The following is a 22148-nucleotide window of genomic DNA, read 5'->3' on the forward strand; positions in this document are numbered from 1 at the left end:
GTACGCCGGGGCACAAGGCACGTTCCGGGCCACTTCTCAATCTGGGTACCCGCGTCTACTTTCCGTCGTCCCTCCCAATTGGGCAGAAGTTTTCCCAGGCAGGCGAGGCGCGGTTCTCCAGGAGCTCGCATGAAGGTGGTTCTTCGGTTCGGTGCACTGGCGGTGGGCGTCGCGCTCGCGGCTGGTGGGGTGGGGGAGGCGGCGGAGGAGACGGCACCGCCGCGGAAGGTGGCGACGAAGAAGTCCTCTTCGAAGGCAGCGGCCAAGAAGGCCGAGGCCGCGAGCAAGAAGGACAAGGAGGAGGCGAAGAAGGCGGAGCTGCCGCCCGGCGTGGCGCCCCAGGACATGCGCAAGGGCCCGGCGCGGGTGAAGCCCGCCACGGCCAAGTTCGCGGACATGCCGCGCATCGCGGACTCCAAGAAGGACGCGCTCGCGGACAAGAAGCGCGACGAGGCCATTGAAGGCTTCAAGCGCCTCATCCCCAAGCTGCAGGAGACCTCCACGCAGAAGGCGGAGATGCAGTACCGCCTGTCGGAGCTCTACTGGGAGAAGTCCAAGTACCTCTACCAGCTGGAGATGGAGAAGTTCCTCACGGCGGAGAAGGCCTACGACGCCGCCGTGGCGCGCGGTGAGAAGGCGACCGCGCCGGAGCAGGACCACCGCGACTCCGAGCGCTACCGCGCGGAGACGATGCGCATCTACGAGGCCATCCTCAGCGAGTACCCGGACTACCCGGCCCGCGACGAGGTCCTCTTCTCCCTGGGCTACAACCTCTACGACCTCAACCGCCGCGCGGACGCGGTGGCTCGGTACGAGGAGCTGATCCGCGACTTCCCGAAGTCGCAGTTCGTCCCGGACGCGTACATCCAGCTGGGCAACCACTACTTCGAGAACAACAAGCTCGCGCCCGCGAAGGAGAACTACGAGAAGGCGCGCGCCTCCGGTGTTCCGAAGATCTACGCCTACGCCACCTACAAGCTGTCCTGGTGTGACTTCAACGCGGGCGACCTGGACGCGGGCCTGAAGAAGCTCCACGAGGTGGTGGACTACGCCAGCCAGCGCGGCGAGGAGCTGGGCGACCTGCGCACGGAGGCCCTCAACGACCTCACCGTGTTCTACGTCCAGCTGGATCAGCCGAAGGAGGCGCTCGCCTACTTCAAGCAGAAGGCTCCGGCCAAGCGTCAGGGCCGGCTGCTCGCGAAGACGGCGGCGGGCCTGGTGGACGCGGGTCACTTCGACAGCGCCATCCTGGTGTACCGCACGCTCATCGACGACTCGCCCATGGGCGCGAACGCGCCGGAGTACCAGCAGGCGGTGGTGCGTGCGTTCGAGGGCCTGCGCCAGCGTCAGCAGGTCCGCAAGGAGATGAAGCGGATGGTGGACCTCTACCGCCCCGGTGGCGAGTGGTGGACCTCCAACGCCAGCAACGCGGGCGTGTTGCGCAACGCCTTCAGCGTCACCGAAGAGGCCATGCGCGTGATGGTCACCGAGTACCACCAGGAGGCGCAGAAGACGCGCCAGGTGGAGACCTACCGGCTCGCGCGCGACATCTACAAGCAGTACGTGGACGCGTTCGCCTCCAGCGACAATCCGGAGTTCGTGGCGGACTCCGCCTTCAACATCCGCTTCTTCTACGCGGAAATCCTCTGGGCCCTGGAGGAGTGGGAGGCCGCCGCCGGTGAGTACGACGCCGTGGTGGCGTTCAAGATTCCGGACCGCGACTCCGCGAAGGAGGTCTCCAACGAGGCCTACCGCAAGAGCGCCTCGTACAACGCGGTGCTCGCGTACGACAAGCTCGTCAAGATCGAGCGCGGCCAGCTCTCCAAGAGCGACCTGAAGGACGGCCAGAAGGTCGACGAGAAGAAGGACAAGGGCGACGTCGCCAAGCAGAAGCTGGTGAAGCGCGACGCCAAGGAGCAGGCGGAGCAGTCCCTCACCAAGTTCGAGGACCGTCTGGTCGCCGCGTGCGACACGTACAACAACCTCTACCCGGGCAACCAGGATGAGATCGACCTGCGCTACCAGGCCGCCGTCATCCTCTACGACCGCGCGCACTTCGTGGACGCGGCCCGCCGCTTCGGGGAGATCATCGAGAAGTTCCCGGAGGAGCGCCGCTCGCGCGACGCCGCGGACCTGACCATGTACGTGCTGGAGAGCCGCGAGGAGTGGCAGGAGCTCAACACGCTCTCGCGTAAGTTCCTGGGCAACAAGAAGCTGTCCAAGCCCGGTTCGGACTTCGCCCTGCGCGTGTCCCGCGTCGTGGAGGGCAGCCAGTACAAGTACGTGGATGAGGTCGTCTACAAGAAGGAGAAGAACCCGGCGAAGGCCGCCGAGGAGTTCCTCACCTTCGTGACGGAGTTCCCCAAGTCGGAGAACGCGGACCGCGCGCTCACCTACGCGATGGTCATCGCGCAGGAGGCCGGTGAAGTCGACAAGGGCATCATCGCTGGCGAGCGCGTCCTCAAGGAGTACCCGAACAGCAGCTTCGAGCTGAAGACGCGCTACACGCTGTCCGGCCTCTACGAGAAGGTCGCCGAGTTCAAGAAGGCCGCGGCCATGTCCGAGTCCTTCGTGGCCGAGTACGACGCGGCCATCAAGGCCCGCGAGACGCAATCGAAGAAGGGCAAGGAGAAGGCCAAGGCCACCACCGTCGCGAAGAAGGACGACACGCCGGGCGCCGTGGAGGACGTGGAGTCCAAGCGCTCGCAGAAGGCCGCCGAGCTCAAGGCGCAGGTGGACGCGGCGGGCGAGTGGGTGGCGGATGCCCTCTTCAACGCGGGCGTCTGGTACGACGGCCTGGGCGAGTCCCAGAAGGCCGTCACCGCGTGGAACAACTACCTGGCGCGCTTCAAGGACCGCAAGGACGTGCCGCAGGTGGCCTTCTCCATCGGCCTGGTCTGGGAGAAGGAGAAGAAGTGGGGCGACGCGGCCCGCGCCTTCAACCGGTTCGTGGAGGACTACGGCCGCGACTCGCGCACCGCCGCGGGGCAGGCGTACCTGGCGCGGTACCACGAGCTGCTCTCGTACCAGAAGCTGAAGGACGTGCGCGGTCAGGAGAAGGCGCAGGACGAACTGGTGCGCGGCTGGAACAAGCTCGCGGAGGGCGTGCGCAAGGACACCGCGGTGCTCAACGCGTACGGCCACGCGCGCTTCCTGGCGCTGGAGCCCACGTGGAAGCGCTTCGCGGACATCAAGTTCACGCGCGTCTCCACCATCCGCCGCGACCTGACGAACAAGCAGAAGGAGATGCAGCGCGTGGAGAAGGAGTACGCGGCGGTGCTCGCCACGGGCTCCGGCGAGTGGGGCATCGCGGCGCTGACCCGCATCGGCCTCGCGTACGCGGACTTCGCTCGCAACATCATGGACTCGCCGGATCCGTCCGGTCTGGATGAAGAGCAGCTCAGCATGTACCGCGGCGAGCTGGAGAACCTGGCGCTTCCGCTGGAGGACAAGTCCAGCGAGGCCCTGGAGAAGGGTCTCCAGAAGGCCTACGAACTGGGCATCTACAGCGAGTGGACCCTGGCCGCGCAGGATCAGATCAACCGCCTGCGCCCGGGTGCCTACGCCCAGGTGAAGCCGGTGACGTACCGGGGCAGCAGTGATTCGCGCATCGCCTCGGGCGTGCTGAAGGACCTCAACGGCCCCATCAGCGCCTCCGTGGATCCGAAGCCCGCCGCGCCGGAAACCGTGCCCGCAGAGGGCACGAAGCCGGCCGCCACACCGGAGGGCTCGGAGCCCGCGAAGTCTGAGCCCACCGCGTCGCTCGAGGGGGTGCGGCCGTGAAGACGAACCACAGCATCGACATCAGCAGCCAGTTGAAGGGGATGGGGACGACGGGGATGAACGGCTTTCGCACCAAGCGCATGTTCCTGGCGGGGGCCTTCGCCTTCGCCTTCACCACGGCCTGCGCCACGGGCCCCAGGCCCACGCCCGTCGCGATGAACGCGGTGGAGAAGCCCGCCGTCACGGTCCCCGCCGCCGCGCCCCCTTCCGCTCCGGCGGAGAAGGGCGACGCGGACGGCCAGTTCGCGCAGGCCCTGAAGGCCTACGAGGCTGGGGACCTGGAAGCCGCTCGCAAGGGCTTCGAGGCCGTCGTCTCCCATGAGCCCAAGGCGCTCAACGCGCGCTTCAACCTGGGCGTCATCGCGGAGAAGCAGGGCCGCCCGGCGGACGCCCGCGTGGCGTACGAGCAGGTGCTCGCCTTGAACCCGGCGCACACGCCGTCCGTGATGAACCTGGGGCTGATGCACCGGCACGCGGGCCAGCTGGACGAGGCCCTCGCGCTGTACACGAAGGCGCTCCAGACGCCGGGCCATGAACACGACGAGCCCGTGCTCAACGCGCTGGCCGCGACGTACCGGCTGGCGGGCAAGCTGGATGAAGCCGAGGCCACCGGCCGGCGCGTGCTCGCGCGCAGCAAGGACAACCCGGAGGCGTACAAGACGCTGGCGCTGGTGGCGTACGACCGCGGCCAGTACCGCCTGGCGGAGCTGCTGGTCATCAACGCGCGCAAGGTGGCGCAGGACGACCCGGCCATCTCCAACACGCTGGGGATGATCTACCTGAAGATGGATGACCGCCCGCGCGCCCTGGCCCAGTTCCAGAAGGCCGTGTCGCTGGATGACAACTTCGCGCCCGGCCACCTCAACCTGGGCGCCCTGGCGCTGAGCTACCGCGACTACGCGGGCGCGGAGAAGGCCTTCACCAAGGCCCTGTCCCTGGAGCCGGACGGCCTGGAGGGCCAGCTGTACCTGGCGTACGCGCTGGACGGGCAGAAGGGCCTGGATCCGAAGAAGGGCGTGGCCGCGGGCGAGGCGTTCGAGAAGGTGCTCGCGCGCTCCGCGGACAAGCCGGAGGCGGTGTGCGGCGCGGGCTGGGCGTACGCGACCGAGCGCGGGGGCTTCGAGAAGGCCATCGCGTTCCTGGACCGCTGCAAGGAGCTGTCGTCCACGACGGATCAGGACAAGCAGCTCATCACCGCCAAGGTGAACGGCCTGCAGAACATGCTCAAGAACCCGCCGCCGGCTCCGGCTCCGGCCGCCACCGCGGAGGCCGAGGGCGAGGAGAAGAAGGACGCCGCCGCCACCGGGGGCGCGGGCTCGTCCATGATGAACCAGCTGCCCCAGGACACCAGCGCTCCCGAGCAGGAGGCTCCGGCGGAAGCGCCGGCTGCCCCCGCGTCCGACGATGCGTCCGGCAATGGACAGACGGCTCCGACGCCTGCTCCGACGCCCTGAAGAAACAACAGTCGTCCCAGCGGGGAGGACGAGAACTTTCTTCCCGCCTTTAGCCGCCCAGGTGCAAGCGACCGGGCGGCTCCCTTAGAATCCAGGGACTTGGAGTTGGTGCGAGCCCTGCAATGGAATTCGCGAAGCGGGCCTCGGCGGAGACATCACATGAAACGACTGCTGGCAGCGATGGTGATGGTGGGGGGGCTGGGGGTGGCGGCTCCCGCCCTGGCGCAGGACGGCAAGGACTCGGTGAAGATCATCCAGGAGGAGGATCGCACCGTGTACCGCAAGAAGACGGTGATTGATTTCACGGATGTGGCGGTGGAGGGCGAGCTCACGAAGCCGGAAGGCTCCTACGTCCTCAACCGCAAGAAGACGGATTTCCAAAGCCTCATCAAGGTCCGGGAGAACTTCGACCCGGAGCTTCAGAAGTCGGCGGACAATCTCTAGACAGCACAGGTGGCGTTGAACGTTTTCGGGACGGGAAGGGAAGAAGGAAGAACTTCATGGCGGCGGCGAGAAAAAACGGTTTGACGCTTCGAATCACCACCCCGGACGGCTCCATCCAGGAGACGGTTTCGGAGGCGGAGAGTGTCATCGTGGGGTCGGGCGCCCAGGCGGCGGTGAAGATTCAGGATCCGCGCGTGTCCAACCTCCACGTGATGCTGAAGGTGGACAACGATGGCTCCGTGACGGCCATCGATCTGGGCAGTGAAGGCGGCACCCAGGTGTCCGGGCAGAAGCTCATCATCCCCACGGCGCTCAAGCCCGGGGACGTGCTCACGGTGGGCACATCAAGGGTGGAGGTGCTCTTCGGTGAGGTGCCCCGGCCGGTGGCTCCGGCGGCGGCGGTGGCGCAGCCCGGCGTGTTCCAGCAGCGGCCGGTGATGCCTCCGGCGCCTCCGGTGGCCCATTCGGCTCCGGTGTCGCACGCGGCTCCGGTGCCTCCCAACATGCGGCAGGCTCCGCCTCAGCGGCCCGCGATGAGCGCGGCGCCCACCAACGTGGTGGGCACGGTGAGCACGCCGCGCTCCGCTCCGGCGGGCGCGCTGGGCACGCAGGTGTCCCAGAACGTGACGTCCACCCCGGTGTTCGGCCCTCCGCCGCCTCCGGTGGCTGCGCGCAAGGCCACGCCGCCCCAGGTGGCCGCGGCCCGCAAGCCGCAGCCTCCGCCGCACCTGCAGGAGCCTCTGCCCCGGGACGCGCAGCCCACGCCCGACGCGAAGGTGCTCCAGGTGTCCATGCTCTGGGGCGACCAGATGCTGGAGGTCCAGCACTTCAAGGACGGCGCACCGGTCACCATCGGCGAGGGCGCGAAGAACACCTTCACCGTCTTCTCTCCGCAGGTGGGCAAGCGCCACGTGCTAGCGGTGAGCAAGGGCGACAAGGTAGAGCTGCGCGCTCCGGCGGGCTCCGGCGTCTTCGTCACCAACAATGGCGATGTCCGCACGAAGGACGCGCTGCGCGCCGCGGGTCAGCTCAACAACGCCACGTCGGAACAGGAGCAGCTCTTCACGCTGGGCCTGCATGACCGTGCGGAGGTGTCGCTGGGCACGGTGGCGTTCGTGATGCGCTACGTGAAGCCGTCGCCGGCCATCCTGGCGACGTCGCTGTCGGACCGCGACTTCGGCTTCTTCAAGATCGCCGCCATCTGCATCCTCGCGGCGGCGGCGTTCGTCGCGGCCATGCTGCTGACGCCGCACACGGAGACGAAGTCCGCGGACGACGTCTTCGAGTCCCAGCAGCGCGTGGCCAAGTTCCTCATCACCCCGGAGAAGAAGGTGGAGGCGAAGAAGCTCCAGCTCTCCGGCGTGGAGGAGGGGGCCAAGGCCAAGGACGAAGAGGGCAAGTTCGGCAAGGAGGAGGCGAAGCAGGAGGAGGCCGCGCCCTCCAAGCCGGGCACCCAGGTGGTGGACAAGTCCAAGAAGGAGAAGGACCGCCAGGTGGTGGGCAAGGTCGGTCTGCTCGGCGCGCTCAAGGGCATGAAGGGTGGCGCTTCCGACGTGTTCGGTCCGGGCGGCATCGGCACCGGCATCAACAACTCGCTGGGCGGCCTCAAGGGCGGCGCGGCCATGGGTGACGCGCACGGCGTGGGCGGCCTGGGTTCGCGTGGCACGGGCAACGGCGGTGGTGGCACGGCGCTGGGCATCGGCGGCCTGGGCACCCAGGGCAATGGCCGGGGCACGGGCGGATCCGGCGGCATCGACCTGGGCGGCCGTGGCAAGTCCGTCACCAAGGTCATCCCCGGCAAGACGACGGTGATTGGCGGCCTGGACAAGGACGTCATCGCCAAGGTCATCCGGCGGCACCAGAATGAAATCAAGTACTGCTACGAGTCGGAGCTGAACAAGAACCCGTCGCTGGCCGGCAAGGTCGCGGTGGCCTTCACCATCGACCCGGCGGGCGCGGTGGCGGACGCCAGCGTGTCCGAGTCCACGCTGGGCAGCTCTCCCGCGGAGCAGTGCATGATCTCCCGCATCCGCCGCTGGAAGTTCCCGGAGCCCAAGGGCGGCGGCGTGGTGAACGTGACGTACCCCTGGCTGTTCTCGCCCTCGGGTGCGGACGCCGCTGAGTAGTCCGGGGCGCACTTCGTAGACTGGAAGACCGAAATGGCGTGGACGAAACGGTCCACGCCATTTTCGTTTTTCCCCGCTGCCGTTTCGTGCCGGGCGTCACTACTGTCCGTGCCACTGCTGCCAGGCGTGCAAGGGAGCAGGAGGACAACGTGACGGGAGGAGTCGTGAGGAAGTCGCTGCTGTTGGCCGCGCTCGCGCTGGCGACGCCGGCCCTGGGGGCCACGCCGCCGGAGGGCGTGCCGTTCGAGCCGCGCCGGGGGTTCTTCACCGAGACCGACGTGGGGGTCTTCTTCACGGTGGGCGGCGAGAACAGCTACTCCAACGCGCAGTCGTATGTGCAGTTGGGCATTGGCTATGACTTGACGGAGCGGCTGTCGCTGGGCGCCCACTTCGCGCTGGGCTCCTCCGCGCAGAACTGCTTCGCGGGCTACCTGCCGGACTCCAACGTCTGCGCGCTGTCCGACAACTTCACCGTGGCCTTCGGCGACCTGACGGCCGCGTACCACGTGCGGCTGGCCAACCGCTTCTACCTGACGCCCAAGGTGGCGGCGGGCTACACGCGGTTGGATCCGACGCCGGTGGATCCGGACCAGGGCGACCCGGGCCGCTCCATCAACGCCTTCAACGCGGGCCTGGGCGTGGGCGTGGAGTACGCCACGTCCTTCGACCACTTCTCCGTGGGCGCGGACCTGCTCGGGCGCTACATCTTCGGGCCCAACATCATGACGTTCGCGGTGTTCCCGCGCGTGAAGTACACGTTCTAGCGAGCCACCTGCCGGGCGTATCCGGCGGGTGTGCAGCCCACGATGCGCCGGAAGTCGCGGATGAAGTGGGCCTGATCGAAGTAGCCCAGCTCCAGCGCCAGCCGCGCCAGCTCTGGAGGTGGCGTTTCGCGCAGCCGCTCCGCGGCTTCATGCAAGCGGTAGCGCTGGATGACCCACTTGGGATTCACGCCCACGTAGCGGTTGAACAGCCGCTGCAACGTGCGCAGGCCCGGGCCTCCGGGTGTGAGCAGGTCCTCCACCTTCGTCACCGCGCGGTCCTCCAGGATGCGCGCGACGAGCCCCTGCACGAGCGCCACGTTCGGATCCGGCGCGGGCATGCGGGCCCGCAGGAAGGCCTCCGCCAGGGCGATGCGCTCGCGGTCCGCGTCTCGCACGACGTCGGTGGCGAGGATGGCCGCCTCCAGCGTCAGCGCCTCCGGGCCCAGCAACGCACCGGGTGAAGCGGTTCGTCGCGTGAGGGCGGACACGGGCGTGCCCACGAAGGGGAAGAAGCCGCCGGGCCGGAACTTGATGCTGAACACGCCGCCCAGCCCCTCCAGCGTGATGGAGAAGCGGCCCGGGTGCGGGCCTCCCACGCGCGACGTGCCGTCCTGGAAGGCCCAGTGCACGGAGGGGTGGCTGAGGCTCTGCTGGAGGTAGGGCGGCTGTCCGCGCAGGTCCCATCGCACGGCCCAGAAGTGTTCGACCCACGGGCTCAGGTCCTCCGCGGGCAGGACGCGGACGTGCTCGAAGTGCCGGGGATCCGGGCGGGGATACAGCAGGCCCCGAGGCTTGCCCGCGTTCGACTCCACCCGCCTTGCCGCCTCCTCCAGGACGTCCGTGTCCTGGCGCGCTTCTACTACCGCTTCGACGGACGTCGGACAGATGCCCCGGCCTGGCGGGCGGATTCAGCTCCGTCGCTCGTGTGCTCACCCTGAAAGTCACCCTCGCGGTTCTTTCCAGGTAATCACATGACCCCCGTTCTCCGTTGCCATGCGCGTGTGTGGGTGCTGGTGCTGTCGTTGCTGTCGGTCCCCGCGCTCGCGCAGGGCGTCCCGAACCTGCCGTCCGCGGAGGAGTGCTGGGGCCAGTCGCCGGACGCGGACCACGACGGCGTGAGCGACAGCTGCGAGCTCCAGGTGGCCGCGGCCTTCATGCCCACGCTGTGGATTGCCCAGGGCGAGAAGGGCGTGGCGCGCCGGCCGTACTTCGCGGCGCGGCCGTTGAACTCCGCCCTGCGCACGCTGCGCATCTTCTACCTGACCGCGTACTACGAGGACCACGGCATCCCCAGTCTGGGCATCTTCAACGTCTTCGCCCACGACGGGGACTCCGAGTTCCAGGTGCTGGATGTGCACTACGCCGACGGCCGCTGGTACCTGGACCAGGCCTTCCTGGCCGCGCACCTGGAGACGGCGTGCGACGCGTCAGGCTGGTACGGCTACGCGCAGCTCGAGTACGCGGGGGCGTACCGGGGCGCGCCGCGCATCTACGTGGCCGGGAACAAGCACGGCTCGTACAACTCGAAGGCCACCTGCGACCGGGGCTGCTTCTTCACCGACAGCTGCTCCCAGGGCCGGCAGGAGTCGTTGGATCCCGGCAACCAGCTCGCGGGCCGCAACGTGGGCTCCATCAGCATCCCGCTGATCAACGCCGTCACCGTCAACGGCCAGACGGAGCGGCTCCTGGACGACGTGGAGTTCAAGGGCTGGGACGACCAGGGGAACCGGAGCAACTCCACGCCGTACCGCGCTCGGCTCGTCCGCTTCGGCTTCTGACGCCGGAACGAAGAAGGGCCGCCACCCGGTGTGATGGGTGACGGCCCCTGGAAGCTTCAGGCGCTCAGCGGAAGGACTACTCCGCGTCGGCGCGCTCTTCGCGCTTGCGCTCGCGCTCGGCGCGGTAGCGGTCGCCCACGGCCAGCGCCTTCTTGCGCATGCGCACGGACTTGGGCGTCACCTCGACGAGCTCGTCGTCGGCGATCCACTCCAGGGCCTTCTCCAGCCCCATCTCGCGCGGCGGGACGAGGATGACGTTCTCGTCGCGGCCGGCGGCGCGGATGTTGGTGAGCTTCTTCTCGCGGCAGCAGTTGACGTTGAGCTCGGACGGGTGCGCGTTCTCGCCGATGATCATCCCCTCGTACACGGTGGTGCCCGCGCCGATGAAGAGCTGACCGCGCTCCTGGATGCTGAACAGCGCGTACGGCACCGTGTCGCCCAGGCGGTCGGAGACCATCGCTCCGTTGGCGCGCTTCGGGATGTAGCCGAACCACGGCTCGAAGCCGTCGAACTGGCTGCTCATGATGCCCTCACCGCGCGTGATGGTGAGGAACTCCGAGCGGAACCCGATGAGGCCGCGCGCGGGGATGCGGAACTGGAGGCGGGTGCGGCCCGAGCCCAGCTGCGCCATGTCCGTCATGCGGCCCTTGCGGGGCCCCAGGCGCTCCGTCACCACGCCCACGCTGTTCTCCGGCACGTCGGCGAAGAGCAGCTCCATGGGCTCGTGGAGCTGGCCGTTCACCGTCTTGGTGATGGGCTCCGGGTTGGAGGCCGTGAGCTCGTAGCCCTCGCGGCGCATGTTCTCGATGATGACCGCCAGCGCCAGTTCGCCACGGCCCACCACGCGGAACGCGTCCGGCGTCGCGGTGTCCTCCACGCGCACGGCCACGTTGCGGTAGGCCTCGCGGTACAGGCGCTCGCGCAGGTTGCGGGAGGTGACGTACTTGCCTTCCTTGCCCGCCAGCGGCCCGTCGTTGACCTTGAAGATCATCATCATCGTGGGCTCGTCCACGGTGATGCGCGGCAGCGCCACGGGCTTCTCGAAGTCCGCGATGGTGTCGCCGATGCTGATTTCCTCGATGCCCGCGATGGAGACGATCTCACCCGGGCCCGCGTCCGGAATCTCCGTGCGCTTCAGGCCGGAGAAGCCGAACAGCTTGACGACCTTGCCCTGCTGCACCTTGCCGCCATCGCGGACGATGGACACGGGCATGTTCGGGGTGATGCGGCCCGCCTGCACGCGACCCACCGCCAGACGGCCGACGTAGTCGTCGTAGTCCAGGTTGGCGACGAGCAGCTGCAGCGTCGTCTGCTCCACCGGGGGCGGGGGCGGGGGCGGGATGTGCTTGATGATGGCGTCGTACAGCGGCTCCAGCGTCTTGCCCGGCACGTCCAGCGACGTGGAGGCCTGACCCTGGCGCGCGACGGTGTAGAGGACGGGCATCTCCAGCTGCTCTTCGTTCGCGCCCAGGTCGATGTAGAGCGAGTACACCAGGTCCAGCACTTCCTTGGCCCGGGCGTCCTGACGGTCGATCTTGTTGATGACCAGCACGGTCTTCAGGCCCATGGCCAGCGCCTTGGTGAGCACGAAGCGCGTCTGGGGCAGGGGACCTTCGGCGGCGTCCACCAGCAGGATGACGCCATCGACCAGGCGCAGACCGCGCTCCACCTCGCCACCGAAGTCGGCGTGGCCCGGCGTGTCGATGATGTTGATCTGCATCCCCTTGTAGGAGACGGCAGTGTTCTTCGCGAGGATGGTGATGCCCTTCTCGCGCTCGAGGTCGTTCGAGTCCATGACCCGCTCGGCCACGTGCTCATTGGAGCGGAAGGTCCCCGCCTGCCGGAGCAGGTGGTCGACGAGGGTGGTCTTGCCGTGGTCGACGTGGGCGACAATGGCGACGTTGCGGATGTTTTCGCGAGAGATCATCAGGACCAACTAACGGAAAAGAAGGTGCGAGGAGAGACGCCCAGAACGGGGTTTCTCAATCCCACCGGAACCCGGAAGGCGGGGGCTTATATGCCGGGGGCTTCCCACCTGCAATGAAGGCGGGTGTCCAGCAGGCAAACAATCAGCCCCCCTGCCTGCTGGGCGCTTATCCCACCTTCGGGGCGACTTCCGCGGTTTCCACGCCCAGCCGCTCCCTCAGGAAGCGCTCCACCCGCAGCTCCACCAGGCCTGGAACTTCCAGTGGGGCGGTATGGGTGCCCTCGGAAATCATCAGGAGCTCAGAGGAGGGGATGCGCTCGGCCATCTTCCGGGACAGCCAGCCGGGGGTGAAGCGGTCCTTCTCCCCGGCGACCACCAGGGTGGGCACGTCCACGTGGTCCAGGTGGTCCTCGGCGGTGTGGTTCGCCAGCGAATCCAGGGTTCGCACGAAGACGACGGGGTCCATGCGTGCCAGATGCGTGAAGTACGGGGCCAGGTCGTTGCGGGCGATGAGGTCCGGGTTCATCTCCAGGCGGATGGCCAGCTGCACCACCAATTCCGTGGTGAGCGCCCCGTGCACGATGCGCGCGGTGTGCCGGGGGAAGCGCTCCACCGCGGCCCTCAGGGTGGGGAAGAGGCGCTTGAGCAGCGTGGAGTCATGGAAGGTGTCCAGCGGCAGGCCGTAGCTGCCGCACACCAGCACCAGCCCCTCCACGCGCCGGGCGTAGCGGCGGTGGAACTCCAGCGCCACCTGCACGCCCATGGAGTGGCCGAAGAGGACGGCCTTGTCCATCTGCGCGGCGTCCATCACCCGCGCCAGGTCGTCGCAGGTGTACGCCATGCCAATGCGTGTGCGGTCCGTGGGGACGGTGCTCTTGCCGTGACCCCGGTAGTGCCAGCGCAGCACTCGGTGGCGCCGGCCCAGGTAGGGCAGGAGGTACTTCCAGGCGAAGCCGTCACAGCCCAGGCCGTCGCACAGCACCATGCCCGGGGCCCCGTCCCCCCGCACCTGGTAGTAGAGGTCCGCGCCGTCCGGCACCCGCAGCGAGTCCTGCCGGAAGGAGACCGCCTGTCCGTGGGGTGCGCTCACGCCTCCACCTCTTCCGTGTCCAGCCCCTCGGGGATGCCCTTGTCCAGCCCGTAGCGGGAGATCTTCAGGAGGAGGTTGGAGCGGCTGATGCCCAGCTCGCGCGACAGCCGGCTCTTGTTGTAGCGGGTGCGCACCAGCCCCTGGTGGATCATCTCCTTCTCCAGGGACTCCACCGCCTCGTGCAGCTTGCCGTGCGCGCGCGGGGCGATGAAGGGCCCGCCGCCGGGGACGACGGCGTCTCGGATGCGGCTGGAGAGCAGGTCCGCGGGGATGGTCTCCAGCTCGCCGCCCAGCACGAGCAGCCGCTCGATTTCGTTCTCCAGCTCGCGGATGTTCCCCGGCCACGCGTACGCGCCCAGGATGCCCAGGGCCTCCGGCGCCAGGCCCCGCGCGCGCTGGCCCTCGCGGTGGTGCTTGCGCAGGAAGTGGTCGATGAGGACGGGCAGGTCGTCCTTGCGCTCGCGCAGGGGCGGCAGCTGCAGGCGGATGACGTTGATGCGGTAGAAGAGGTCCTCGCGGAACTCGCCGCGCTTCACCATCTCGCCCAGGTCCTTGTGGGTGGCGGCGATGACGCGCACGTCGACCTCGCGGGAATGGGTGCCGCCCACCGGCAGGAAGGTGCCCTCCTGGAGCACGCGCAGGAGCTTCACCTGGAGGGCAGGGGACATGTCTCCCACCTCGTCCAGGAAGAAGGTGCCCTGGTCCGCGACCTCGAAGAGGCCCTTCTTGTCCTTGAGCGCGCCGGTGAAGGCGCCGCGGGTGTGCCCGAAGAGGGCGCTCTCCAGCAGGTTGTCGTTGAAGGCGGAGCAGTTCTGCACGACGAACGGCTTGTCCTTGCGCGGGCCGTTGTGGTGGATGGCGCGCGCCACCAGCTCCTTGCCCGTGCCGGACTCGCCGTTGATGAGGACGGTGGAGTCGGAGTGGGCCACCTTCTCCATCAGGCGGAAGACTTCGTTCATGGCCCCGGAGCGGCCGATGATCTTCTCGAAGCGGTAGCGGTTGGACAGCTCGGAGGCCATGGACTGGATGGTCTCCTCCTTGCGCGTGAGCTCCACCTCCTGGTTGGCGATCTCCGTGACCGCGAACTCCAGCAGGTCCGACAGCTTGCTCAGCTCCGAGCCGTCCAGCACTGGCACGCGCTCCGCCGCGCCCTCCAGCTCCAGCATCGCCCCGGGCGCGATGTCGCGCATCTTGCTCAGGAGCACCTGTCCGTCCCCGGGCATGAGCGGCTGCCGGGCGAAGCCCTCCACGAAGAGGAAGCCCTCGTACTCGTTGCGGATGTAGAGCGGCGCGCCCACGATGGACAGGCGCAGGTGGCAGTCGTGGAAGAGCGAGCGGCGCAGGTTCTTGGCGGCCTTGAACTTCTCATGCAGCACCCGCACCGACTGGGCACACCGCCGCATCCCCTCCCGCGCCCCCAGCGAGTGGCGGCAGAAGTCGTTGGGCGGCGGGATGAAATCCCCGCGCTGCCAGTCGTGCACCAGGCCGTTGCGATCCGCGAACGAAAGCTCCACCTGCCACCACTTGCGGATGACATCCCTCAACATGACAATGGTGTGCAGATTCTGATGCTTCTCGAAGTCCATCCCCGCGTCCCTCGGCCTGTTGCGGATCAGGACAACGGATCTACGGGGTTGTCCGAAATCAATCCAGCGGCACCTGTCTGAATAACGGCGCCAATGGCGTACCCTGGTTCCCTGTGAGCGCACCCCCACATACACACGGCAGGGCCGGGCACGGTCATTCGCACGACCACGACCATGACCACTCGCACCATGGGCATTCGCACGGCCATGGGCACGGTCATTCGCACGGTCCCCGCAAGGGCGGGCTGGCGGAGGAGCGGCGCAAGGACCGGCGGCGGCTGCTGTTCGCGCTGGGGCTGACGGCGACCATCATGGTGGCGGAGGCGGTGGGTGGCTTCCTCACCAACTCGCTGGCGCTGCTCTCCGACGCCGGGCACATGCTGACGGACGTGTCGGCCATGGTCCTGAGCCTGCTGGCGCTCTGGTTCGCCGGGCGGCCCGCGGACCTGAAGAAGACCTACGGCTACTACCGGATGGAGATTCTGAGCGCGCTCCTCAACGGGGTGCTGCTGCTGGTCATCACCATCTTCATCCTGATGGAGGCCTGGCAGCGCATGCGCACGCCCGCTCCGGTGGAGTTGGGGCCCATGGCGCTGGTGGCGGGAATTGGCCTGGTGGCGAACCTGGCGGCGCTGGGCTTCCTGCACCAGACGCACTCCATGAACGTGCGCGGTGCGTTCCTGCACGTGCTGGGGGACACGCTGTCCTCGGTAGGCGTGCTGATTGGCGCGGGCGTGATGTGGTGGACCGGCTGGTACGTCGTGGACCCCATCATCTCCGTGCTGATTTCGATGATCATCGTCGTGGGCGCGCTGCGGCTGGTGAAGGACGCGGTGGACGTGCTCCTGGAGGCGGTGCCCGCGCACGTGGACCTGGAGCAGGTGCGCGACCTCATGGGAAAGGTGCCGGGCGTGCAGGCGGTGCACGACCTGCACGTGTGGACCATCTCCAGCGGCATGTACGCGCTGTCCGCGCACCTGGTGGTGGCGGACCCCATGGTCTGCAACAACGACGACATCCTGTCCGCGGTGAAGCACGACCTCTTCGACCGCTTCGGCATCGACCACACGACCATCCAGATTGAGAGCCAGTCCTACGCCCACCTGGGCGAAGTGCACTGACTCACGCTTGCGAAAGGCGCGCGGGGAGGGAATCCTCGCGGGCCTCTATGAGCGTGCTGGACAAGGTGTTGTCGCTGCGGCCGGGCAATGTGGTGGCGCGGGTGGGCCCGGGCTCCCGGGTGCCCCTGTTGGATCCACGAGAGTTGCTTGCGGCGCTGGAATCCACGCCCATGGCGCTGCCGTGCCTGCCGGTGTTGTCCAAGGGCTCGCTGCCGGGCCTGTTGGGCGCAGCCCGCGCGGAGGACTCGGTGCTGGGCCTCTCCTGCCCGCACCCCCTGGCGGACCGGGGCGCGCCGGAGCGCTTCGTGAGGGCGGTGCACGCGGCGGCGCAGGAGGCCGAGCACACCCGGCCCCTGTTCCTCCAGGCCGGCCCCCTTCGAGTCACTTCCACGGACGCGGACGTGCTGGATGCCCTGCAGGACGGCATCTTCCGCGTGGTGGACGCGGGCTTCGCGCTGGTGTCGTTGGACCTGTCGCGCCTCACCTCCTACGAGGCCGTGGAGGCGGTGAACGCGCTGGTGGGCCCGCTCAAGGAGCGCGAGCTGTCGCTGGAGGTGTCCCCGCCCCAGCTGTCCTCCGGCGGGCTGGTGGACGCGTGCGCGACGCTGCTGGAGGGGCTGGCGCAGTGGCAGGTCCCGCTGCGCTTCCTGCGCGTGTCGGACGCCCAACTGGGAGAGGGCGAGCTGGACGTGGATCTGCTGCGGCAGGTGGTGGAGACGGCCGCGGCGAAGGGCGTGTCGGTGTCGGTGGCCGAGTCCTCCACCGGACCCGCGCGGGGGCTGTCCAGCTACGTGGCCGTGGGTGTACGCAAGGTGGACCGGGGAGGGCCCTTCGGTCCGCTGGCCCTGCGCGCCTGGCCTCCGGAGGTCCGCGAGGCGGTAGTTGCGCGGGCGCAGGCGGCGGGCATGCCGGCCGGGGAGCTGCTCTCCGTCCTGGAGGAGGGGCTGCCGCCCCTGTCGTCCTCGGCCCGGGAGACGCTGGAGGCGCTGTCCTTCGCGGAGGCCACGGAGGCGCTGGTGGCGTTGGGGGCGCACCGGTCCTCGTCGGTGGCCATGGCGTTCCTCGCGAAGCCGGGCGGGGACCTGGGCTAGAAGGGCGCGCATGCGCATCGTTGCAGGCAGCGCGAAGGGTCGGGCCCTGACGGGGCCCAAGCCGTCGTCCGAACACATCCGCCCCACGGCGGACCGGGTCCGGGAAACCATCTTCAACATGCTGGGCCAGTTCCTGGACGGCCAGGCCGTGCTGGACCTGTACGCGGGCACCGGCGCCCTGGGGCTGGAGGCCCTGTCGCGGGGCGCGGGGCGGCTGGTGCTGGTGGACCAGGACCGCGAGGCCCTGGCCCTGTGCCGGAAGAACACCGACGCGCTGGGCTTCGCCGCCCAGGTGTCCATCCTGGCGCAGCCCGTGGTCCGCGCGCTGGAGACGCTGGGCAAGCAGGGGGCGAAGTTCGACCTCGTCTTCGCGGATCCGCCCTACGCGGCGCGCGTGGTGGAGACGGTGCTGGAGGCGGTGGTGGCCGCGGGCGTGGTGACGCCGGGCGGCACGGTGATGGTGGAGCACGACAAGCGGGAAGCGGCCCCGGAGGCCCACTCGGGGCTCGCCCTGGAGGACCAGCGCCGCTTCGGGGACACCCTGGTGAGCTTCTACCGGGCCCCGTGACGTGCGCTTGACCGGCCCCGTGGGCCCGCCGAGACTTCAACGCACCCATGCCGGTCGCCATCTATCCTGGTTCGTTCGATCCGCTCACCAACGGGCACCTGAGCCTCATTCAGCGCAGCCTGAAGATGTTCGACCGGCTCATCGTCGCCATCGCGGTGAACCCGAAGAAGACGCCCCTCTTCAGCCAGGAGGAGCGCATCGAGCTCATCCGTGAAGCGGTGAACGACCCCCGCGTGGAGGTGGACGCCTTCCACGGCCTGCTGGTGGACTACGTGCACCAGCGCAACGTGAGCGTCGTCATCCGCGGGCTGCGCGCGGTGTCGGACTTCGAATACGAGTTCCAGCTGGCGAACATGAACCGCAAGCTGGCGCCGGACATCGACACCGTCTTCATGATGACGGGTGAGGACTACTTCTACATCTCCTCGCAGCTGGTCCGGGAGGTCGCGACCTTCGGGGGGAACGTGGATGGGCTCGTCCCCCCGAACGTCAACGCGGGGCTGAAGAAGAAGTTCGGCCCGAAACCCTAGGGTCGTTCCGGAGGGGCAGCCGGCCCCCATGGCGCGCGAGCGGGCTTGTCCGGCTCGGGAGTTCCGCGCTACGCAGGGCGCATGAAACTCGCCCGCCGGCTGCAAGCCATCAAGCCTTCCGCCACCCTGGCCCTCAACGCCCGCGCCAAGGCGCTCGCCGCGAGCGGCAAGGACGTGGTGGTGCTCGCCGCCGGTGAGCCGGACTTCGACACGCCGGAGTTCGTGAAGCAGGCGGCCATCGACGCGCTCCGTACGGGCTTCACCAAGTACACCGCCACCGCGGGCATGCCGGAGCTGCGCGAGGCCGTCTGCCGCAAGCTGGAGAAAGACAACGGCCTGAAGTACGCGGTGGATCAGGTGGTGGTGACGGCGGGCGGCAAGCAGTCGCTCTACAACTGCTTCCAGGCGCTGCTGGACGAAGGCGACGAGGTCATCATCTTCGCGCCGTACTGGGTGAGCTACCCGGACATGGTGCACCTGGCGGGCGGCACGCCGGTCATCGTCCCCACGCGCGAGGAGGACGGCTACGCGCCGGACCCCGCCGCCATCAAGAAGGCGCTCACCCCGCGCACGCGCGCCATCGTGCTCAACAGCCCGGCCAACCCCACGGGCGCGGTGTACTCGCGCGCCACGCTGGAGGGCATTGCCGACGCGGTGCGCGGCCATGACTGCATCATCGTCACCGACGACATGTACGAGAAGCTCCTCTACACGGGGGAGCCGTTCCTCAACCTGGGCAACGTGGCGCCGGACCTGGTGCCCCGGCTGCTGCTGTCCAACGGCCTGTCCAAGTCCCACGCGATGACGGGCTGGCGGCTGGGCTACGCGGCGGGGCCCAAGGCGCTCATCACCGGCATGCAGCTGGTGCAGGACCAGTCCACCTCCAACGCGTCCTCCATCACGCAGAAGGCGGCGCTGGCGGCGCTCAATGGCCCCACGGACACCATCACCGCGATGGTGAACGAGTACCGCGAGCGCCGGGATCTGTTCGTCGCGGGACTCAATGCCATCCCCGGCATCCGCTGCCGGCTGCCGGAAGGCGCCTTCTACGCGATGGCGGACGTGCGGGGCCTGCTGGGCAAGACGTACAAGGGCAAGCCGCTGACGGACTCGCTCCAGCTCTCCGAGGCGCTGCTCAACGACTTCCTCGTGGCGGCGGTGCCGGGAGACCCGTTCGGTGCGCCGGGCTACATCCGCATGAGCTTCGTCACCTCTCGCGAGGTGCTGCAGAAGGGCCTGACGCGCCTGCGGGACTTTGTCGCGGCGCTGGGCTGACGGCGGAAACGGTCGTTGCGCCCGGCAACTTTCCGGAGCCGGAGTGAATTGATGCTCACACGGTACGTCGGAGGGGTGGCATAGGGCACGCGGGCCGGTTCCCCGTGACCTGGTGCCCGCAGTCAACAGCCGGACGCGGCCCCGTCCCCAACCGGAAGAGCTCAGACATGAAGATGAATCGACGGGGCGCGCTCTGTGCGCTGCTCCTGGCGTTGGTGTGCGCCTGCGACCCGAAGGATGCGCCAACGGACCCTGGCGGCCCCGTCATCCAGACGGGCAAGGTCGCGGGGACGACGCGGACGGAAGACGGGCAGACGCTGTCGGGCGTCCTGGTCAAGGCCGAGGGCACGGATGCCAGCGCCACCACGGATGCCCAGGGCACGTTCACCCTGTACGGGTTGAAGCCCGGCGCGCATTCCATCGTGGCGTCCCGGAAGGACTACCTGCCCGCCACCCAGGCGGTGGAGGTGAAGGCGGACGAGACGGCGACGGTGGCGCTCGTGCTGGCCGTGTCGGAGGGCCGTGTGGCGGGGACCGTCCAACTCGACGATGCGACCTCCCATGAGGGCATCACCGTCACGCTCGATGACTCGGGCCTGAGCACCACGACGGATGCCTCGGGTGCGTTCGCGCTGGAGAATGTGAGGCGGGGGGCGTGGCGCCTCGTCGCGTCCAAGGCGGACTACCTCGCGAGGTACGAGGTGATCACCGTGCGCGGTGACGAGACGACCTCCATGGCGCTCAAGCTGGCGCGCGCGACGAGCCGTATCACCGGGACGGTCCGCTTCGACGACGCGGCGTCGCACCAGGGAATCACCGTGTCGCTCCAGGGGACGAAGGTGAGCACGACGACGGATGCGTCCGGCGCGTTCGTGCTGGAGAACGTGAAGACGGGCACCTGGCGCATCGTCGCGTCTCAGGCGGACTACGTCGCCCGGGAGGCGGAGGTGGAGGTGCACGCGGACGCTGCGGCGACGGTGGCGCTCACGCTGACGCGCGCGGCGGGCCGGGTGGAGGGGAAGGTGCTGCTCGACGGGGCCAGCTCGCACGAGGGCATCACCGTCTCCATCGTGGGCACGGACGCGAGCACGACCACGGATGCGTCCGGTGCGTTCGTGCTGGGCTACGTGAAGACGGGCCTCTGGGTCCTCCAGGCGACGAAGGAGAACTACCTACCGCGAGCGCAGGAGGTGACGGTCCTCGCGGGCCTGCCGGCGACGGTGTCGTTCACGCTGATGCAGCAGGTGGGCCGCGTGACGGGCACCGTCCGCATGGCGGACAACAGCTCGCTGGAGGGCGTGCTCATCTCCGCCACGGGCACCACCGAGACCACGGTGACGGACGCGCAGGGCGTCTACACGCTGTTCGCGGTGCCCGCGGGCGCCCGGACGGTAACGGCGCGCAAGAGCCACTACACGCAGGGCACGCAGGCCGTGACGGTGGTGCGCGACGAGTCGCGCCGGGCGGACTTCGAGCTGGCCCGCGTGGACGGGCCTCCGGCGGTCACCTTTCCCATGCTGTCGGTGCAGGGCGGCGCGCTCGTGCTCAAGGGCGGACCCTTCGGCTTCGTGCGCGGTGCGAGCTCCGTGACGGTGGGCGGGGTAACGGTGACGGAGTACTCCACCTGGACGGAGGAGCTGATCGTCGCCCAGGTCCCCGCGTCGCTCGCCTCGGGTGAGCAGCCGGTGGTGGTGACGATGGCTGCCCCCTGGCGTCCCGCGGTCTCCGGCTCGGTGCGGGTCCTGCGGGCCCAGACCGTGAGCGCGGCCAACGACTGGGGCGTGGCCGTCCGGACGGATGGGACCGTCGCGGCCTGGGGCAGCACGCCCTCGGGCCTGGGGGACCTGAAAGGCGTGGTGAGCGTCGGGGCGGTCTGGCTCCAGGGCGTCGCGCTGCTGAAGGACGGCTCCGTGGCGTCGTGGGGTTCGAGGAACGAAGGCCGGCCCGACGTGCACGACGGCGTCGCCGTGGCCGCGGCCGGACTGACCCGGTTCGTGCTCCGGGCGGATGGCACCCTCATGATGTGGGGCGCCAGCGTCTATGGCGAGGACTCCCCGCCCGCCGGGCTGAAGGACGTGGTGGGCATCCACGGCGGCTTCAGCCACGTCGTCGCCGTCACGAAGGATGGCCGCGCGGTGGCCTGGGGGCAGGGCAGCTACGACGCCACGAAGGTGCCGGCGGACCTCTCGAACGTCGTGGCGGTGGCGCCCGCGGGCTTCCACAACGTGGCGCTGCGCCAGGACGGCACCGTGGCGGCGTGGGGCTCCAACGTCTATGGCGAGGGTAACGTCCCAGGCGGCCTCAAGAACGTCGTCTCCGTCGCGGCCGGGCAGTTCCACAGCTACGCCCTCCAGAAGGACGGCACGGTGTGGTGCTGGGGTAACAACGACGGCGGGCGCTGCAACGTCCCCGCGGGGCTGACCGGCGTGGCGGAGGTGATCAACATCGGGAACGGGGAGGGGTCCATCGCGCTCAAGCAGGACGGGACCCTGGTGAGCTGGGGGACCACCTACGGCTTCAGTCGTCCTCCCGGAGGACTCGTCGTGGTGGTGCCGCCCCGCTAGCCCCGTGGGAATGACGTCGCAGTGAAGGAAAGAAGCGGTCTGGAAGG

At 68.8% G+C, this 22148-nt stretch carries 16 protein-coding genes; 12 read left to right on the forward strand and 4 right to left on the reverse strand.

Features of this window, described 5'->3' with window-relative positions; all coding sequences use genetic code 11:
- Positions 1–129 precede the first annotated feature (129 nt).
- From D7Y04_RS12345 to cglE, 5 genes are all read left to right on the forward strand, one after another.
- The gene (locus D7Y04_RS12345; protein WP_121759458.1) at positions 130–3783 is read left to right on the forward strand and encodes a tetratricopeptide repeat protein; all 3654 of its coding nucleotides are present in this window, start codon (positions 130–132) and stop codon (positions 3781–3783) included.
- Positions 3780–5237, forward strand: a complete 1458-nt coding sequence (locus D7Y04_RS12350) for a tetratricopeptide repeat protein (protein WP_121759459.1) — start codon at positions 3780–3782, stop codon at positions 5235–5237. The genes D7Y04_RS12345 and D7Y04_RS12350 overlap by 4 nt, the downstream gene beginning before the upstream one ends.
- Before the next feature lie 159 nt (positions 5238–5396).
- Positions 5397–5681, forward strand: coding sequence for a hypothetical protein (locus D7Y04_RS12355; protein ID WP_120547342.1), 285 nt, complete (start codon positions 5397–5399; stop codon positions 5679–5681).
- A gap of 56 nt (positions 5682–5737) precedes the next feature.
- On the forward strand, positions 5738–7807 hold the full coding sequence (locus D7Y04_RS12360; RefSeq protein WP_120599989.1) for a TonB family protein: 2070 nt from the start codon (positions 5738–5740) through the stop codon (positions 7805–7807).
- 164 nt (positions 7808–7971) lie between these two features.
- Entirely contained in the window at positions 7972–8571 is a 600-nt protein-coding gene (gene cglE, locus D7Y04_RS12365; protein ID WP_120580183.1) for an adventurous gliding motility protein CglE, read from the forward strand.
- Here the strand turns inward: cglE and D7Y04_RS12370 are convergent.
- Positions 8568–9383, reverse strand: coding sequence for a DUF6597 domain-containing transcriptional factor (locus D7Y04_RS12370; RefSeq protein WP_121759460.1), 816 nt, complete (start codon positions 9381–9383; stop codon positions 8568–8570). The two genes, cglE and D7Y04_RS12370, sit on opposite strands and share 4 nt — an antisense overlap.
- Positions 9384–9542: 159 nt before the next feature.
- On the opposite strand from D7Y04_RS12370, the gene D7Y04_RS12375 reads away from it, so the two are divergent.
- A complete protein-coding gene (locus tag D7Y04_RS12375; protein ID WP_121759461.1) occupies positions 9543–10349 on the forward strand; it encodes a hypothetical protein in 807 nt (268 codons plus the stop codon).
- 76 nt (positions 10350–10425) lie between these two features.
- On the opposite strand, the gene typA is transcribed toward D7Y04_RS12375, so the two are convergent.
- The 3 genes from typA to D7Y04_RS12390 all read right to left on the reverse strand — a co-directional run bounded on the left by typA (position 10426) and on the right by D7Y04_RS12390 (position 14952).
- Entirely contained in the window at positions 10426–12276 is a 1851-nt protein-coding gene (typA, locus tag D7Y04_RS12380) for a translational GTPase TypA (protein WP_121759462.1), read from the reverse strand.
- Positions 12277–12442: 166 nt separating this feature from the next.
- Entirely contained in the window at positions 12443–13366 is a 924-nt protein-coding gene (locus D7Y04_RS12385; RefSeq protein ID WP_120599093.1) for an alpha/beta fold hydrolase, read from the reverse strand.
- Positions 13363–14952 (reverse strand): sigma 54-interacting transcriptional regulator, encoded by a 1590-nt coding sequence (locus tag D7Y04_RS12390; protein ID WP_120599094.1) that lies wholly within the window; start codon positions 14950–14952, stop codon positions 13363–13365. The genes D7Y04_RS12385 and D7Y04_RS12390 overlap by 4 nt, the downstream gene beginning before the upstream one ends.
- A 113-nt stretch (positions 14953–15065) precedes the next feature.
- Here D7Y04_RS12390 and D7Y04_RS12395 point away from each other — a divergent pair, with 113 nt between their 5' ends.
- From D7Y04_RS12395 to D7Y04_RS12420, 6 genes are all read left to right on the forward strand, one after another.
- The gene (locus tag D7Y04_RS12395; RefSeq protein ID WP_120599095.1) at positions 15066–16073 is read left to right on the forward strand and encodes a cation diffusion facilitator family transporter; all 1008 of its coding nucleotides are present in this window, start codon (positions 15066–15068) and stop codon (positions 16071–16073) included.
- Between the two features lie 47 nt (positions 16074–16120).
- Positions 16121–17164 carry a hypothetical protein gene (locus tag D7Y04_RS12400; protein WP_121759463.1) on the forward strand — a complete coding sequence of 348 codons (1044 nt, stop codon included), beginning with the start codon at positions 16121–16123 and terminating at the stop codon, positions 17162–17164.
- A 10-nt stretch (positions 17165–17174) separates the two neighbouring features.
- Positions 17175–17732 carry a 16S rRNA (guanine(966)-N(2))-methyltransferase RsmD gene (gene rsmD, locus D7Y04_RS12405; RefSeq protein WP_120599097.1) on the forward strand — a complete coding sequence of 186 codons (558 nt, stop codon included), beginning with the start codon at positions 17175–17177 and terminating at the stop codon, positions 17730–17732.
- Between the two features lie 47 nt (positions 17733–17779).
- Complete coding sequence (gene coaD / locus D7Y04_RS12410; RefSeq protein ID WP_014396068.1) at positions 17780–18262, forward strand: pantetheine-phosphate adenylyltransferase; 483 nt, start codon at positions 17780–17782, stop codon at positions 18260–18262.
- 81 nt (positions 18263–18343) lie between these two features.
- A complete protein-coding gene (locus tag D7Y04_RS12415; protein ID WP_120580181.1) occupies positions 18344–19537 on the forward strand; it encodes a pyridoxal phosphate-dependent aminotransferase in 1194 nt (397 codons plus the stop codon).
- Positions 19538–19704: 167 nt separating this feature from the next.
- The gene (locus tag D7Y04_RS12420; RefSeq protein WP_121759464.1) at positions 19705–22101 is read left to right on the forward strand and encodes a carboxypeptidase regulatory-like domain-containing protein; all 2397 of its coding nucleotides are present in this window, start codon (positions 19705–19707) and stop codon (positions 22099–22101) included.
- The last annotated feature ends 47 nt before the right edge of the window (positions 22102–22148 follow it).

This window comes from Corallococcus sp. AB038B (assembly GCF_003668955.1).
GTDB lineage: Bacteria > Myxococcota > Myxococcia > Myxococcales > Myxococcaceae > Corallococcus > Corallococcus exiguus.

Excerpts from the sequence above, each read along its gene's own strand:
- D7Y04_RS12345 (WP_121759458.1), top strand. The coding sequence starts at position 130 with ATGAAGGTGGTTCTTCGGTTCGGTGCACTGGCGGTGGGCGTCGCGCTC.
- D7Y04_RS12355 (WP_120547342.1), top strand. The coding sequence starts at position 5,397 with ATGAAACGACTGCTGGCAGCGATGGTGATGGTGGGGGGGCTGGGGGTG.
- D7Y04_RS12360 (WP_120599989.1), top strand. The coding sequence starts at position 5,738 with ATGGCGGCGGCGAGAAAAAACGGTTTGACGCTTCGAATCACCACCCCG.
- D7Y04_RS12375 (WP_121759461.1), top strand. The coding sequence starts at position 9,543 with ATGACCCCCGTTCTCCGTTGCCATGCGCGTGTGTGGGTGCTGGTGCTG.
- typA (WP_121759462.1), bottom strand. The coding sequence starts at position 12,276 with ATGATCTCTCGCGAAAACATCCGCAACGTCGCCATTGTCGCCCACGTC.
- D7Y04_RS12390 (WP_120599094.1), bottom strand. The coding sequence starts at position 14,952 with ATGGACTTCGAGAAGCATCAGAATCTGCACACCATTGTCATGTTGAGG.
- D7Y04_RS12400 (WP_121759463.1), top strand. The coding sequence starts at position 16,121 with ATGAGCGTGCTGGACAAGGTGTTGTCGCTGCGGCCGGGCAATGTGGTG.
- rsmD (WP_120599097.1), top strand. The coding sequence starts at position 17,175 with ATGCGCATCGTTGCAGGCAGCGCGAAGGGTCGGGCCCTGACGGGGCCC.
- coaD (WP_014396068.1), top strand. The coding sequence starts at position 17,780 with ATGCCGGTCGCCATCTATCCTGGTTCGTTCGATCCGCTCACCAACGGG.
- D7Y04_RS12415 (WP_120580181.1), top strand. The coding sequence starts at position 18,344 with ATGAAACTCGCCCGCCGGCTGCAAGCCATCAAGCCTTCCGCCACCCTG.
- D7Y04_RS12420 (WP_121759464.1), top strand. The coding sequence starts at position 19,705 with ATGAAGATGAATCGACGGGGCGCGCTCTGTGCGCTGCTCCTGGCGTTG.